Genomic DNA, 14,591 nt, shown 5'->3' on the forward strand with positions numbered 1-14,591 from the left:
CATGCCCGCCCACGACGAGCACCGGGACCCCGAAAACGCCGGGAACCCCGGGAGCACGGAGTACGACGGTACCGAGTACGACGGCATGGACGCCCTGATGGCCGCCATCCTCGACGAGCCCCTGCCCGGGCCCGCCCGGCAGGACCCGGAGTTCCTGGCCGCGCGTGGTGCCGCCGTCGCCGACCTGGCCGTCCTGCGGGAGCAGCTGGTGGTGATCGGGGACGCGCTCGCGGCCCCGGCCGGTGAGGGCGTCCCCGCCGGCGCGGAGGACGGCGCCCCGGCGGGGCGAGGCGGGGCCGCCCGGTCCGGGGAACGGCCGGAGTCCGGCGACGGGCCCGGGCGGACCACGGGGGCGCGCTCCCCGGGCGGCGCGCTCCCCGGGACCGGGACCGGCCACCCGCCGGCCGCCCCCGCCCGGCTGAGGGCGCTGCCCTCCCGTGGCCCGCACCGCGCCCGCCGCCGTCCCCTGAAGGTCGCTCTGGGCGCCCTCGCCGCCGCGGCCGCCGCCACCGTCGTCGTCGGCACGGGATGGCTCGTGACGCAGCCGGGCGGAGTGTCCGACTCGGCCGGGGGGAGCGCCGCCGCGCAGGCGGACTCCAAGGAGGCGGGCGGGGCCGCCTTCGGCAGCCCCCGCTACCTCGCCTGCGCCCGCCTCGTCGCCGAGGGCACGGTGCTGGCGGTGGACCCGGTGCCGGAGGACGGGACGGAACGCGTCACGCTGGGGGCGAGCCGCTACTACAAGGGCGAGGGCGAGGTCGCCTTCCTCCGGGACCCCGCCGGCGACCCCCCGCTGCGCGAGGGCGACCACGTGCTGGTCGGCATGCCCCCCGACGGCGTCCACCCGGACACGGTGATCGTCGGAGAGGCGGACATCGCCCCCGAGCGGGCCCGGATCACCGCCTCGCTCCCCGAGTCGCGCACCCTCGCCTGCGGCTGAGCACGACGAAGGGGCGGGCGCCCGTAACGGACGCCCGCCCCTCGGGTACCGCCGGTGCCTACGGGACGACCTTCCCGATCGCCACGCTGCCGACGCCCGCGACCGTGCCGCGCGCGTTGACGAGCTGGACGCGCCCGAAGAACGCGCGTCCCTCGGGGGCCGCCGCCGCGACGGTGACGTCGCCGGAGACGGTGGCCGAGTCGCCCGTGCCGAGCTTCACCGACGCGGAGCCGTCGACGCCGACGGACCCGAGCGAGGCGGAGAAGAACACGTCCCGGTAGTCGTAGTCCGTGGAACCGGCCGGGACCGAGTAGCCCACGACCTCCACGGTGTACGTGCCGGCCGCCGGGGAGGCGAGGGAGACCGACTCCTCCGAGTCGCCGTCGGCGGACTGGCCGACCTGGTTGCCGTCCTCGTCGTAGACCGTCAGGTCCAGGTCGGCGGCGGCGTCCGAGACGTTGCCGATGGCCACGTCGAGCGAGGTGGCGCCCTCGGGCACCTCGACCGTGGTCGTCCGCGTGTCACCGGTCCCGATGGCCGGCCGGTCCGTCTTCGAGGAGCCGAGCGGGCCGCCCACCAGCTTGCCGTCCAGCGCGGCGAACTCGTTGGTCACCGTCCACGAGGCGGCGGCCGGCGTGCCCACCTTCGCCTCGGGCACGGTCACGGTCTCCGGGGCGAAGACCGCGCCGAGGACGGCGACGTCCAGCTGGTACGGGTTGTCGAGCAGCGGCGAGGTGCGGCGCGACTCGACCTCGATCTCCCAGACGCCCGGCTGCGGGTTCGCGTACGAACGCACGTCGGGGCGGCAGGTGTTGGCCGGGTTGGTGTAGTTCGGGTAGCAGTTGACCGTCGACGTCGGGTCGGCCGGCACGCCGTACGGGTGGATGGCGATGAACCGGGTCTGGCTCTTCTCCTTCAGCCCGCTCATCGCGATCTCCAGCGTCTTCGCGCCCTCGGGCACGGTGACGAAGTAGGAGGTGGCGCTGTTGCGCTGGGCCGTGCCGGACGCGGAGAAGGTGTGCGCCAGCGGCGCGGAGACGACCACGGTGCTGAGGATCTGCTGGTCGACGCCCTCGGTGCGCGGGTCGTCGACCTCCAGGATCGCGCTCTTGATGCCGGCCGAGCCGGGCGCCGCCTGGACCTTCACGGTCACCGGCTCGTTCAGCGGCAGCGCGATGTCGTCGTCGCCGAGGACGCGGAAGGTGCGGCCGGCGTTGTTCTCGATGTCGAGCTCGTGCCGGACCGCGCGGTCCGGGCCGGACGTACGGGTGATCGTGATGTCGTACGTCTTCTTCTGCCCGGCCTTCAGGCCGCCCTCGCGGTCGTAGAGACCGGTGCCGGAGCCCGGGGTCTCCAGGAACTGGTCGATCGCCGTGTCGACCGGCGCCTTCACCGTGTAGGTGTGCGCGGTGGCGCCGTCGCGGATGGCGTCCCAGGCGTCCTCGACGTCGATGAGGCCGGCGCCCTCCTCGTAGGCCTGCACACCGCTGATGTGCTCGGCGGTGGAGGTGAGGGCGGTGCGCAGCTTCGCGGGCGTGAGCTCGATGCGCTTCTGCTTCGCGGCGGACAGCAGCAGCGCGGAGGCACCGGCGGCCTGCGGGGAGGCCATCGAGGTGCCCTGGAGCATGCCGTAGCCGGCCGGGAGGCCGTAGCCCGCCTCGGCGACCGGGGCGCCCGGCAGCCAGGTCTGGATGGTGTTGATCGCCGCGCCGGGCGCGACCAGCGTCGGGGTGAAGCCGCCGTCCTCACGCGGACCGCGCGAGGAGAACGGCATCATGGCGTACTTCTTCTCCACCACGGAGCCGTAGTTGGCCGCCCAGGTCTCCTTGGAGGCGGACGCGCCGACCGAGATGACCTTGTCGGCGAGCGACGGGTCGCCGATGGTGTTGGCGCCGGGGCCGGAGTTGCCCGCGGAGATCACCAGCTGGACGCCGTAGGTGTCGATCAGGCGGGTGTACAGCTCGGCGCGGGCGTTGTTGCCGTCGTTGAGCGCGGGCAGGCCGCCGATGGACATGTTGACGATGTCGACACCGCGGTTGGTGACGAGGTCGATCATGCCCTCGGTGAGCGCGACGTTGGTGCAGCCGCCGGACCAGGTGCAGGCACGCGAGGAGACGATCTTCGCGCCGGGGGCGGCGCCGTCCATCCGCCCGCCGAACAGGCCGTTGGCGGCGGTGATGCCGGCGACGTGGGTGCCGTGTTCGGACTCGATGACACCGATGTTGACGAAGTCGGTCTTGGCGCCGGCCGCGTTGTAGACGACGTCCTTGCGGATCTCCACGACGAACGGCTGGCGCTCGGCGACGTCGGTGGACGGGTCGTCGGTGCCGAAGTACCCGATCTGGAAACCGTCCTTGTACGGCTTCATCGGGGTGTCGTCGCCGAAGTCCTGGTTGTTGTTCAGGTCGACGCGGACCGTGCCGGCCGCCGCGTCGTAGAGGACGCCCCAGGAGTCGGTGGTGTCGCCGTCGCGGTTGGCGTCACCGGCCGCGTCGCCGCCGGTGGTGTACGACTCCAGGAACGTGCTGATCCGGTAGGAACCCGCCGGGGCCCGCCAGGTCCTGTCTCCGTAGGAGAAGGACGGCCCGGAGACGGAATCGATCATCGGTCGCCAGGTCTCGTCGCCGTCGACGAGCGGGTCGGTCGCCGTCACCCAGTCGACGATCTTGCGCTCGCCGGTGGTGGTCCTCTGCAGCGCCGGGTGGCCGAGGTCGACTCCCGAGTCGAGGATGCCGATGGTGACCCCGCGGCCGTCCGCCGTCGGGTGGTCCTCGACGAAGTCGACGGCACCGGTCTCGAAGGACGGGTTGTACGGGTTCTTCGCGGGCGTCCGCTTCCCCGGCGCCGGGTACGTGGCGGTGCCCGTGCTCCCGGCCTTCCCGGCGGTGTCCGCGCTGGGCGTCGGGTCGTCCAGCGGGATCTCCTCGCGCAGGTCGACGCCGTGCACGGAGGAGAGCTTGACGGTGGCGGCGATCGCCGCGTCCGCCTTGCCGGTGGGGACGGTGGCGCGGACGTAGCCGAGCTCGTCGTGGGTCCGGCCGACCGAACCGCCCTTGACCGCGTCCAGCTGCCCGGCGACCTGCTCGGTCTTCCCGGGAGCGGTGGCGATCATCATCGTGACGTTCTTGGCGCCGTCGGCCTTGGCCTCGGCGAGCAGGTCCGCGTCGTCCGCGCCGAGCTTGTCGTGCGCGGACTTGACGTCCGCGTCGGCGGGGGCGGCGGGCGGCGCGTCGGCGGCCATGGCCAGGGGGATCGGCCCGGCCGCGGAGAGCGCGGCGACGAGCCCGGCGGCCACGGCGATACGGGCCGCGCGTCTCGCACCCGGTATGGGTTCGCGCTGGGGGGAGTGGGTCATCGGCATCCCTTGTAAGTAAAGGAACGATCGTGGAGCGACCGGAGCCGATCGACCCTGGCCGCGACGGTCCGGAATGCGATTCCGGATGATCGCTGAGCCTTACGCAAGAGGCACGCGTTTGGGGAGAGTTGACCGAGCCGAAACAGATGTATGGGGAAAACCCCCGATGTCCTTATGGGTGGATGAGGGTCGGAAGGCGACAAGTCGCCCCTGCGCGACCCGTGGTACCGGACGCCGGGTTAACGTCCCCGGATGCGAAGGAATCTGAGGGTGGCGGCCTACGCCGTGGTGGTGCGCGACGGACAGTTCCTGCTCGCCCGGTCGCCGGGCCCGGGCGGTGTCCCCGAGTGGGTGCTGCCGGGCGGGGGCATGGAGCACGGCGAGGACCCCTACGACACCGTGCGGCGGGAGGTCGAGGAGGAGACCGGCTACCGCATCGAGGTCACCGGACTGCTCGGCGTGCACTCCACCCGCCGTACCTTCCCCGCCCGCTTCGGACGCTCCGTCGACCACCACGGCGTACGGCTGGTCTACGAGGGCCGGATCACCGGCGGCGAACTCCGCGACGAGATCGGCGGTTCCACCGACCTCGCCGCCTGGCAGCCCCTGGACGCCGTCCCGGACCTGGTCCGCGTCCGCATGGTCGACATCGGGCTGCGGCTGTGGCGGGAACGCCCGGCGGCCGGACGGGTGGAGACGCTCTGAAGCCGGCCGCTGCCCCGTGAGATGAACGCGGAGTGACCGCTCCCCGGCCGGCGCGGGAGCGGTCGTCGACGCCCGCGGCGGTGCGGGAGCGGTCCGCGGCCGACGTACGGCGATCGGCGTCGCGCGTTGCCGTCTCGTTCACGCACAGGCCATCCCCGGTGCCAAGCATCCAGTACGAGCGGGACGTTCGCCCGGCGGGCGCCCCGCGACCACTGCCGACGCGTTCGCACCCGGGGAGACAAGCGCCATGTCGCGCATACGCTCAGCCGCCGGCTCCACTGGACCCCACCGTCGTTCCCTCCTCGCCGCCACCGGAGCGGTGGCCCTCTCCGCCGGCGCCGGCTACGCGCTGTGGCCCGGCGAGGGCCGGGCCGCCGCGGCGGGCCCCGGTCCGGGCGCGGAGGAGGCCGTGCTCGCCTCCTCCCGCCGGGCGCCGGCCGCCCCGCTCGCCCCGTACACCCGCGGCACCACCGTCGCCGCCGCGGCGGCCCCGCGCCGCGGCCCGCACTACCGGCGGCTCGCCGAAGGGCCGGGCTGGGGCCGGACGGTGCGCGGCGAGCTGGCCGGGCCGCGGTCCGGGCGGGACGGCCGCCGGACCGCGCTCGCCGCGTTCGTGCACCTCACCGACCTGCACATCATCGACACCCAGCATCCGCTGCGCCTGGAGTACCTGCGCTCGGCGGACGTCCACGCCTGGCGGCCCCAGGAGGCCCTGACCGTCCAGGGCGCGGTCGCCCTCGTGGAGCGGGTCAACGCGCTGCGCGGCGCCCCCGTCACCGGATCGCCGCTGCACTTCGCGATGACCACCGGCGACAACACGGACAACAACTGCCGCTCGGAGCTGGAGTGGTTCCTGACGGTGATGAGCGGCGGCCGCGTCACCCCGAACACGGGGGACCCGCGCCACTACGAGGGCGTCCAGAACAGCGGCCTGGAGCACTACTGGCACCCCGACACCACGCTCCGCGACGCCGACAAGCGGCTCGGCTTCCCGCACCTGGACGGCTTCCTCGCGGCGGCCGTCCGCGAGGTGAACAGCCCCGGCCTCAACCTGCCCTGGTACTCCACCGTCGGCAACCACGACTCGATGCCGCTCGGCTGCTACGCCTCCCACGGCGACTCCCGCCTCACCGAACTCGCCGTCGGCGGGCGGAAGCTGATGGACCTGCCGGCCACCGAGGCGCACCGGCTCCAGCAGACCATCAAGAAGGCCACGGACCCCAGGGGCGTGCGGTACGGCGACTTCCTGGCGGCCCACGCCCGCTCCATGCGCCCCGTCACCCCCGACGGGAAACGCGCCCCCTTCACCCCCGCCGAGTACCTCCGGGCGCACCTGGACCCGGCGTACCGCGGTGCCGGCCCGGTGGGCCACGGCTACTCCGCCGAGAACCTCGACGCGGGCACCCAGTACTACGCCTTCCGCATCGCCGACGACGTCCTCGGCGTCAGCCTCGACACCACCGACCCGGGCGGCCACTACAACGGCTCCCTCGGCACGGCCCAGCTGCGCTGGCTGGAGCGGACGCTGAAGGAGAACCGGGACTCCCACACGATCGTGTTCAGCCACCACACGAGCACGTCGATGAACAACACCCACCGCGACCCGGCCCGCCCCGACGAACGGCGCCACACCGGGGAGGAGCTCGTCGCGCTCCTCGGCCGGCACCGGAACGTGGTCGCGTGGGTCAACGGGCACATCCACCGCAACGCGATCACCCCGCACACCGGGTCCGGCGGCGCCTTCTGGGAGATCTCCACCGCCTCCCACGTCGACTTCCCCCAACTGGCCCGCGTCATCGAGCTGGTGGACAACAAGGACGGCACGCTCTCGCTCTTCACCACCCTCGTCGAGTCGGCGGCCCCGCACCGCACGGACTTCACCGACCTCTCCCAGACCGGCCTGGCCGCCCTCTACCGCGAACTCTCCTTCAACGCCCCCGGCGCCCGCACGGACCTGGCCGGCGACCCGGAGGACCGCAACACCGAGCTGGTGCTCAGGAAACGCTGATCCGGCGCACGCGCGGGGAGGGGCCGCCCGGCGGCCCCTCCCCTCCCCTCCCGTCCCGGCGGCGCCGCCCCGGCCCCCTTACCGCGGCAGCACCACGACGTACGCCGACGGGTCACGGTCGGCCGAGGCCACCAGCGCCGTACGGACCACCGCCGCCTGCTGCTCCATCGCGTCCCGGAGCCCCCGCGGGGTGAGGTGGACGACCGTGATGCCGAGGCGCTCCAGGTGCTCGCGCTTGCGGGCGTACCGCGACCACTCGGCCTCGTCGTCGGGCCGCCGGCCCGGGCGCGGCGCGCGGGTGTCCAGTTCCACCGCCACCGCGTGCTCCGGCCAGTACGCGTCCAGGCCGCCGAGGTGGGGGCCGCCCGGCAGCCGCAGGTCGACGTTCCAGCACGGGTCGGGCAGGCCGTGGTCGCGCACCATCCGGTACAGCCGGGCCTCCGCCAGCGTCCGTCCCTCGGCCAGCAGCGAGTCCACCGCGTCCACCACGTGCGGGCGGTTCAGCAGCTTCGCGGCGGTCAGCTCGCGCACCACCGCCGCCGGGTCGCAGAAGCCGCCGCGTACCGCCTCCGTGAGCAGCCGGCGCACCGTGTCCGCCTCCTGGAGGCCCGCCACGGCGTCGGCCAGCGCGCGCGGGACCGGGGCCACCGGCAGGCCCGTGACCTGCTCCGGGACGGGCAGGTCGGCGGTGCGGACGATACGGGCGCAGCCCGTCGAGCGCAGCCGGCGCAGCCGCGGGACCAGGACGTCGAAGGCCTCCAGGGACGGCAGCGGGGGAGCGGACGGGAAGCCGTGCAGGGTCAGCGCGGCCAACCCGGTGATCATCGCCTCCCCGTAGGGGGACGCGGGTGGACCCTCCGTGCCGGGCTGGACGGGGACGCCCCCGGTCCGCTCCCGTGCCGCGTACATCAGCACCGCGTGCAGCCGCTCCTCGCTGGTCGGCGGGCCGGGGTGGAGCAGGACGACGCCCGGGAGCAGCTGCTGCCAGGGTCCGCCGGGGCGGCACTGCTCGCCGGCCTTCGCGGCCGGGACGCCGTGGGCGCGCAGCTGCGCGTGGGTCAGCACCCGGCGCCCGGCACCGGCGGCGAGGTGGTGCAGGGGGCGGGGGGAGAGCGGGGTGTTGTGGTTCATGTCCGGCAATTTCCCGCCTCCGGCCCGGCTCCGAACCCCTGTTACACGTCCGTCGACAAACGAGGACAAGCCGGTACTGAAGGACATGTGTTCGGATACCGGAAACCCCTGGTCCGTCCGGAGGCGGACCAGGGGTCACGGGTGCGGTGTAACGACGGCGGAACGCCCGGCCGGGGGCCGCCGGCCGCCCCTCAGCGGCCGGCGGCGGCCGCGTCGCAGGCCTGCCCGCGCAGCGCCCGGGCCAGGTCGTCACGGGACTCCAGGACCAGGCGGCGCAGGGCCGGGGCCGCGTCCTGGTGGGACGCCAGCCACGCGTCCGTCGCGTCCAGCGTCGCCCGCGAGTCCTGGAGGGAGGGGAACAGGCCCCGCACCACGTCCATGCCGATCTGGATCGACCGCTCGGTCCACACCCGCTCGATCGCCGCGAAGTACTTCTCCGCGTACGGCGCGAGCAGCTCCCGCTGGGACGCCTGCGCGAAGCCCGAGATGGTGGCCTCCACCAGCGCGTTGGAGAGCGCGTCCGACTCCACGACCTGCGCCCAGCACTGCGCCTTGACCGCCGCCGACGGGCGGGCGGCCAGACAGCGCACGTGGTGCCGCTTGCCGGACGCGGTGTCGTCCCGGGCCAGTTCCTCGTCCAGCCGCTTCTCGTCCGCCGCCCCGTGCGCGGCCAGCGGCTCCAGGAACGCCCAGCGCAGCTCCTGGTCCACCTCCAGGCCCGGCAGGGTCACGGTGCCGTCCAGCAGCGAGGTCAGCAGCTCGACGTCGGCCGGCGCGTCGGCCACGTGGGCGAAGAACCTCGCCCACGCCAGCTGGTGCTCGCTGCCCGCCTCGGCGGCGTACAGCAGCTCGCAGGCGCCTTCGGCGAGCCTGCGGCCGGCCTGCTCCCGCCGCTCGGGCGCGGTGTAGTGCACCGCGGCGGACCCGGCCCACGCGTGCAGCATCTGCAGTACGCCGATGTCGGACTCCCGGCCCGCGAACCGCAGCACCAGCTCGATGAACTCCCGGGCCGGCAGCAGCGCGTCGCGGGTCATGTTCCACAGCGCCGACCAGCACAGGGCGCGGGCGAGCGGGTCGGTCAGCGAGCCCAGGTGCTCGCGCAGCGTGGCCAGCGACGTCTCGTCGAAGCGGGTCTTGCAGTACGTCAGGTCGTCGTCGTTGACCAGCACCAGCTCCGGCGCGTCCGCGCCCGCCAGCTCCGTCACGACCGCGCGCGCCCCCTCGACGTCCGTCTCGGCCTGCGCGTACCGCTCCAGCGTGCCGGCGTCCGTGCGCCGGTACAGGCCCACCGCCACCCGGTGCGGGCGCAGCTCGGGGTGCGACTCGGCGGCCTCCTGCACGATCGCCAGCTCGTCGATCCGGCCGTCCTCACGCAACAGCACCTGCGGGGTGAGGGAGTTGACCCCGGCCGTCTGCAGCCAGGACCGCGACCACGCGGCCATGTCCCGGCCGCTGGTCTCCTCCAGCACCGACAGCAGATCACCCAGCCGGGTGTTGCCGTACGCGTGCCGCTTGAAGTAGCGCCTGGCGCCCTCCAGGAACGCGTCCTGACCGGCGTACGCCACCAGCTGCTTCAGCACGGAGGCGCCCTTGGCGTACGTGATGCCGTCGAAGTTGAGCTTGGCGTCCTGCAGGTCGCGGATGTCCGCGGTGATCGGGTGCGTGGACGGCAGCTGGTCCGCGCGGTACGCCCAGGCCTTGCGGCGGTTGGCGAAGGTGATCCAGCCGTCGGTGAAGCGGGTCGCGCCGACCAGCGAGAACGCGCCCATGAAGTCCGCGAAGGACTCCTTCAGCCACAGGTCGTCCCACCACTCCATGGTGACCAGGTCGCCGAACCACATGTGCGCCATCTCGTGCAGGATGACGTTCGCCCGGCCCTCGTACGACGCCCGTGTCACCTTGCCCCGGAAGATGAACTCCTCCCGGAAGGTGACCATCCCCGGGTTCTCCATCGCGCCCAGGTTGTACTCGGGCACGAAGGCCTGGTCGTACTTGCCGAACGGGTACGGGTAGTCGAAGTGGTCGTGGAAGAAGTCCAGGCCCTGCTTGGTCACCAGGAACACGTCGTCGGCGTCGAAGTGCGGCGCGAGACCCTTGCGGCACATCGCGCCGAGCGGGATCTCCAGGCGCGTGCCGTCCTCGAGGACCCGCTCGTAGGAGTCGGTCACGTAGTGGTACGGGCCGGCCACCACGCACGTGATGTACGTGGAGATCGGCTTGGTCTCCGCGAACCGCCACACCCCGTCGGCGAGTTCACCGGACCCGTTGCTCCACACCGTCCAGCCCTCGGGGGCGCGCACCTCGAAGCGGTAGGGCGCCTTGAGGTCGGGCTGCTCGAAGCCCGCGAAGACGCGACGGGAGTCGGCCGGCTCGTACTGGGTGTAGAGGTACACCTCGCCGTCCTCGGGGTCGACGAAGCGGTGCAGGCCCTCGCCGGTGCGGGAGTAGGCGCACTGCGCGTCGACGACGAGTTCGTTCTCGGCGGCCAGGTCCTCCAGCGCGATCCGCGCGCCGTCGAAGACCTGGCCGGGGTCGAGGTCCCGCCCGTTGAGGGAGACGGCCGTCACGCCCGGCGCGATCAGGTCCGCGAAGCTGCTCGCGCCCGGCTCGGCGCAGCGGAACCGGACGGTGGTGACGGAGCGGAAGGTGCGCGGCCCCTCGCCGCTGTGCTCGCCGACCGCCGAACGCAGGTCCAGGGACACCTCGTACCCGTCGACGGACAGCAGGGCTGCCCGCTCCCGGGCCTCGTCGCGGGTCAGATTCTCACCGGGCACGGGCGGCACTCCTCAAGGCGTCGTCGACAGGGATGAACAGGACCGATCCTGCCATGCGCTCCTGACACGGGGCAGCCGGGAATGGCCGGGGCCGGCCACGTTGTTCCCACGGACACACTTTCCCCTCTCGAGGAGCGACATGTCGGACAAGTCTCCCGCCACGCCCGTCGACTTCTGGTTCGACCCCCTGTGCCCCTGGGCCTGGATGACCTCCCGCTGGGTGCGGGAGGTGGAGAAGGTGCGGGACATCGAGGTCCGCTGGCACCTGATGAGCCTCGCCGTCCTCAACGAGGACAAGCTCGACGAGCTCCCCGCGGAGTACCGCGAGATGCTCGAGGTCAAGGCCTGGGGTCCGGTCCGGGTGGTCATCGCGGCCCAGCAGGAGCACGGCGCCGAGGTGCTCGGCGACCTCTACACCGCGCTCGGCACCCGCATCCACAACCGGGACGAGGGCCCGGGCCGGGAGACGGTCGCCGCCGCCCTGAAGGACGTCGGCCTGCCCGAGTCCCTCATGGAGCACTGGGACTCCACCCCGTACGAGCCCGAGCTGCGCGCCTCCCACAAGGAGGGCATCGAGAAGGTCGGCCAGGAGGTCGGCACCCCGGTCATCGCGGTCCCCGGTCCCGACGGCGAGGAGATCGCCTTCTTCGGCCCGGTCGTCACCCCGGCGCCCCGGGGCGAGGAGGCCGCCCGCCTGTGGGACGGCACCCTCGCGGTGGCCTCCGTCCCCGGCTTCTACGAGATCAAGCGCACCCGGACGAAGGGGCCGGACTTCAGCAACCTGTGACGGTCACTCGATCACGGGTACCTTGATCGGCGCGGCGAACGGCTTCTTGTTGAAGCCCGTGCGCAGGTTGCGGCACTGCTTCCCGGTGTCGGGGTCGAGCACGTTCACGCAGAGCCAGAACTCGCCGACCCCGGACCGGCCCAGCCGTTCCTTGAGCCAGTCCTCCTCCTTCTCGTCCAGCCTGCGGTGCTGCTGGTCCCCGCCGCAGGTCCAGCAGTAGTCCTTCATCGTCCGCTGTGTCGCCATTGCGCAACCATGGCCCGGATTGCCGCATACCGGAAGCCCCCGCGAGCCGCGTCCTCGCGGGGGCTTCCCTCTTTCCGCCTCCCGGGTGAACGGTGAGAAGGCGATCACGGGGCGGAACTCTTGTTGCGAACCACTTGCACCTGCACGCCAACAGCGGAAAGGGCTGTCCATGAGCCCCGGGCGCGGGACACGGTCCCCGTGTGTTCACGCGGGGACCGCCGGGGGCGGGCGTCAGCCCCGGGCGCGCGCCCGCTGCCGGGCGTATCCCCAGGCCGCCAGGAGCAGCGTCATCGCGCCCGTCGAGTACAGCTGCACCCGTGTGCCCGGCTCCCGCGCCATGAGGACGAGGACCGCCGCCATGCCGGCCAGCGCCACCCCGGTCAGCCACGGGAACGCCCACATCCGCACCGCGAGCCGCTCCGGCGCCTCGCGCTCCAGCCGGCGGCGCAGCCGCAGCTGGGAGACGGCGATGAAGATCCAGACCACCAGGATCACCGCGCCGATGGTGTTCAGCAGCCAGGCGAAGACGTCGTCCGGCCGCCAGCGGCTCAGCAGCACGCACAGGAAGCCGAAGACCGAGGAGGCCAGTACGGCGGTCCGCGGCACCCCGCCCGACACCCGGCCGAGCGCCTTCGGGCCCTGCCCGCGCTCCACCAGCGAGTAGCCGATGCGCGAGGCGCCGTAGACGTTGGCGTTCATCGCGGACAGCAGCGCGACCAGGATCACGGCGTTCATCACCTGGTCGGCGCCCGGGATGCCGAGGCGGTCCAGGGCGGCGACGTACGGGCCGTCCTCGACCACCGCCGGGGAGTCCCACGGGACCAGGGTGACGACGACCGCCATCGAGCCGATGTAGAACAGCGCGATCCGCCACATCGCCGTGCGGACCGCGCCCGCCACGCCCCGGACCGGGTCCCGTGACTCGGCCGCCGCGATGGTCACCGTCTCCAGGCCGCCGTACGCGAAGACGGAGGCGAGCACTCCGATCACCAGGCCCTCCGCGCCGTTGGGGAGGAAGTCGGTGAGGTGGGAGGCGCCCGGGGAGTCCGTGCCGGGCAGCACGCCCGCGACGGCCAGCGCGCCGAGCACCAGGAACAGGGAGATCGCGCCGACCTTGAGGGCCGCGAACCAGAACTCGAACTCGCCGAACCTCTTCACCGCCGCGAGGTTCGTCCCGCAGAACACCACCATGAACAGCGCCACCCACGCCCACTCGGGCGTGCCCGGCAGCCAGCCGGTGACGATCTCCGCGGCGCCGAGGGCCTCCAGGCCGACCGCCGTGCACAGCAGCACCCAGAACGACCAGCCGACGGTGAACCCCGCCCAGGGCCCGAACGCCCGCTCGGCGTGCGCCGAGAAGGAGCCCGACGACGGGTGCGCGGCGGACATCTCGCCCAGCATCCGCATCACCAGCATCACCAGGAGACCGGAGAGGGCGTAGGCGACGACGACGGACGGGCCGGCGGCGGCGACGGCCTCCCCGGAGCCGACGAACAGCCCGGCGCCGATCACCCCGCCGAGGGCGATCATCGACAGATGGCGTTGCTCCAGACCGTGCGAGAGGGAGACGCCGTCCGCCTCGGGAGGCGTCCCGGCCGGGGACGCCCCCTGGCCGGGTGAAGCCGGGAGCTCGGGGGAGGTGCGGGGCATGGGCGCGGCTCGTCCAATGCGGGAGACGGCAAAAACGCCACCCAGTCTGCGTGGCCTCCCCGGGTGCGGGGACGGCCGCCCGGCATGTGGACGCGCGTCATGCGGAGGGTGATGTTCCGGTTACCTGGCGGTCGTCGCACGGTGCGGGACGTCGCCCGGCCCGTTTGGTGGATCCCCACAGCCGCCGTTCCCGGACCGCGTGTCGGCGAAACCACGTCACCTCAGTGACCGGTGTCACCTCGCGCCCCTCGTCACCCCGTCCTTTGTCCGGAGCCCACCAAGTCCGCGGCGGCGCCTTTGTCGACCGCTGACGGTGATCGGCGCGCGGACGCCGGTATAGCGTCGCGGTGTCCCCCACTGTCCCCAACCCCGCGGAGACCCCATGAGCACCGCTACCGTCACGTCCGCCCGATCCGGACAGGTCCTCGCGGACCTCATCCCGGCCTCCCGTGTCCGGGACGCCGCGCTCGTGCTCGGCGGCGCCGCGCTCACCGGCCTCGCCGCCCAGATCGCGGTGCCCGTCCCCGGCTCCCCGGTGCCGGTGACCGGCCAGACCTTCGCGGCGCTCCTCGTCGGCACCGCCCTCGGCGCCCGCCGCGGCTTCGCCTCCCTCGCGGTGTACGCGCTGGTGGGCGCGGCCGGCGTGCCGTGGTTCGCGGAGGGCGGGTCGGGCCTGGGCATGCCGTCCTTCGGCTACGTCCTCGGCATGCTGCTGGCCTCCGTCGTCGTGGGCGCCCTGGCCCGCCGCGGCGCCGACCGTTCCGTCTGGCGGACGGCGGGCACGATGGTGCTCGGCTCGGCGGTCGTCTACGCCGTCGGCGTGCCCTACCTGGCCCTCGCCACCGGCATGTCCGCCTCCGCCGCGATCGCGGCCGGACTCACCCCGTTCCTCCTCGGCGACGCCCTGAAGGCGGCCCTGGCGATGGGGGTCCTGCCCACCGCCTGGAAGTTCGTCGACAAGCGGTAACCGCCCGGGTGCTGCGGCAGGAGGCCCGGTG

General features: G+C 73.4%; 10 protein-coding genes. 5 read left to right on the plus strand and 5 right to left on the minus strand.

Going from position 1 to position 14,591, the window contains the following annotated elements; genetic code table 11:
- Position 1: 1 nt before the first annotated feature.
- Positions 2 to 937 (plus strand): hypothetical protein, encoded by a 936-nt coding sequence (locus ACFY3N_RS05585; RefSeq protein ID WP_390815336.1) that lies wholly within the window; start codon positions 2 to 4, stop codon positions 935 to 937.
- A 58-nt stretch (positions 938 to 995) separates the two neighbouring features.
- On the opposite strand, the gene ACFY3N_RS05590 is transcribed toward ACFY3N_RS05585, so the two are convergent.
- A complete protein-coding gene (locus ACFY3N_RS05590; RefSeq protein ID WP_390815337.1) occupies positions 996 to 4,292 on the minus strand; it encodes a S8 family serine peptidase in 3,297 nt (1,098 codons plus the stop codon).
- 252 nt (positions 4,293 to 4,544) lie between these two features.
- On the opposite strand from ACFY3N_RS05590, the gene ACFY3N_RS05595 reads away from it, so the two are divergent.
- Positions 4,545 to 4,997 carry an NUDIX hydrolase gene (locus ACFY3N_RS05595; protein WP_390815338.1) on the plus strand — a complete coding sequence of 151 codons (453 nt, stop codon included), beginning with the start codon at positions 4,545 to 4,547 and terminating at the stop codon, positions 4,995 to 4,997.
- A 247-nt stretch (positions 4,998 to 5,244) separates the two neighbouring features.
- A complete protein-coding gene (locus ACFY3N_RS05600; RefSeq protein WP_390815339.1) occupies positions 5,245 to 7,005 on the plus strand; it encodes a TIGR03767 family metallophosphoesterase in 1,761 nt (586 codons plus the stop codon).
- A gap of 78 nt (positions 7,006 to 7,083) precedes the next feature.
- Here the strand turns inward: ACFY3N_RS05600 and ACFY3N_RS05605 are convergent, their stop codons facing one another.
- A complete protein-coding gene (locus ACFY3N_RS05605; protein WP_390815340.1) occupies positions 7,084 to 8,136 on the minus strand; it encodes a hypothetical protein in 1,053 nt (350 codons plus the stop codon).
- Between the two features lie 191 nt (positions 8,137 to 8,327).
- Complete coding sequence (gene pepN / locus ACFY3N_RS05610; protein WP_390815341.1) at positions 8,328 to 10,910, minus strand: aminopeptidase N; 2,583 nt, start codon at positions 10,908 to 10,910, stop codon at positions 8,328 to 8,330.
- Positions 10,911 to 11,049: 139 nt separating this feature from the next.
- Between pepN and ACFY3N_RS05615 the strand changes: the two genes are divergently transcribed.
- On the plus strand, positions 11,050 to 11,697 hold the full coding sequence (locus ACFY3N_RS05615) for a DsbA family protein (protein WP_390815342.1): 648 nt from the start codon (positions 11,050 to 11,052) through the stop codon (positions 11,695 to 11,697).
- Between the two features lie 3 nt (positions 11,698 to 11,700).
- Here ACFY3N_RS05615 and ACFY3N_RS05620 read toward each other — a convergent pair whose 3' ends face one another.
- On the minus strand, positions 11,701 to 11,943 hold the full coding sequence (locus ACFY3N_RS05620; RefSeq protein WP_390815343.1) for a hypothetical protein: 243 nt from the start codon (positions 11,941 to 11,943) through the stop codon (positions 11,701 to 11,703).
- Positions 11,944 to 12,174: 231 nt separating this feature from the next.
- Positions 12,175 to 13,593 carry an amino acid permease gene (locus ACFY3N_RS05625; protein ID WP_390815344.1) on the minus strand — a complete coding sequence of 473 codons (1,419 nt, stop codon included), beginning with the start codon at positions 13,591 to 13,593 and terminating at the stop codon, positions 12,175 to 12,177.
- A 382-nt stretch (positions 13,594 to 13,975) separates the two neighbouring features.
- Here ACFY3N_RS05625 and ACFY3N_RS05630 point away from each other — a divergent pair, with 382 nt between their 5' ends.
- Positions 13,976 to 14,560, plus strand: coding sequence for a biotin transporter BioY (locus ACFY3N_RS05630; protein ID WP_390815345.1), 585 nt, complete (start codon positions 13,976 to 13,978; stop codon positions 14,558 to 14,560).
- Positions 14,561 to 14,591 lie beyond the last annotated feature (31 nt).

The organism is Streptomyces sp. NPDC000348 (genome assembly GCF_042898795.1).
In the GTDB taxonomy this organism is placed as follows: Bacteria; Actinomycetota; Actinomycetes; order Streptomycetales; family Streptomycetaceae; genus Streptomyces.

What these genes read in the sequence shown, in the direction of transcription:
- ACFY3N_RS05625 (WP_390815344.1), bottom strand. Translation starts at nt 13,593, where the DNA reads ATGCCCCGCACCTCCCCCGAGCTCCCGGCTTCACCCGGCCAGGGGGCG.
- ACFY3N_RS05605 (WP_390815340.1), bottom strand. Translation starts at nt 8,136, where the DNA reads ATGAACCACAACACCCCGCTCTCCCCCCGCCCCCTGCACCACCTCGCC.
- ACFY3N_RS05615 (WP_390815342.1), top strand. Translation starts at nt 11,050, where the DNA reads ATGTCGGACAAGTCTCCCGCCACGCCCGTCGACTTCTGGTTCGACCCC.
- ACFY3N_RS05630 (WP_390815345.1), top strand. Translation starts at nt 13,976, where the DNA reads ATGAGCACCGCTACCGTCACGTCCGCCCGATCCGGACAGGTCCTCGCG.
- ACFY3N_RS05590 (WP_390815337.1), bottom strand. Translation starts at nt 4,292, where the DNA reads ATGACCCACTCCCCCCAGCGCGAACCCATACCGGGTGCGAGACGCGCG.
- ACFY3N_RS05600 (WP_390815339.1), top strand. Translation starts at nt 5,245, where the DNA reads ATGTCGCGCATACGCTCAGCCGCCGGCTCCACTGGACCCCACCGTCGT.
- ACFY3N_RS05585 (WP_390815336.1), top strand. Translation starts at nt 2, where the DNA reads ATGCCCGCCCACGACGAGCACCGGGACCCCGAAAACGCCGGGAACCCC.
- ACFY3N_RS05595 (WP_390815338.1), top strand. Translation starts at nt 4,545, where the DNA reads ATGCGAAGGAATCTGAGGGTGGCGGCCTACGCCGTGGTGGTGCGCGAC.
- ACFY3N_RS05620 (WP_390815343.1), bottom strand. Translation starts at nt 11,943, where the DNA reads ATGGCGACACAGCGGACGATGAAGGACTACTGCTGGACCTGCGGCGGG.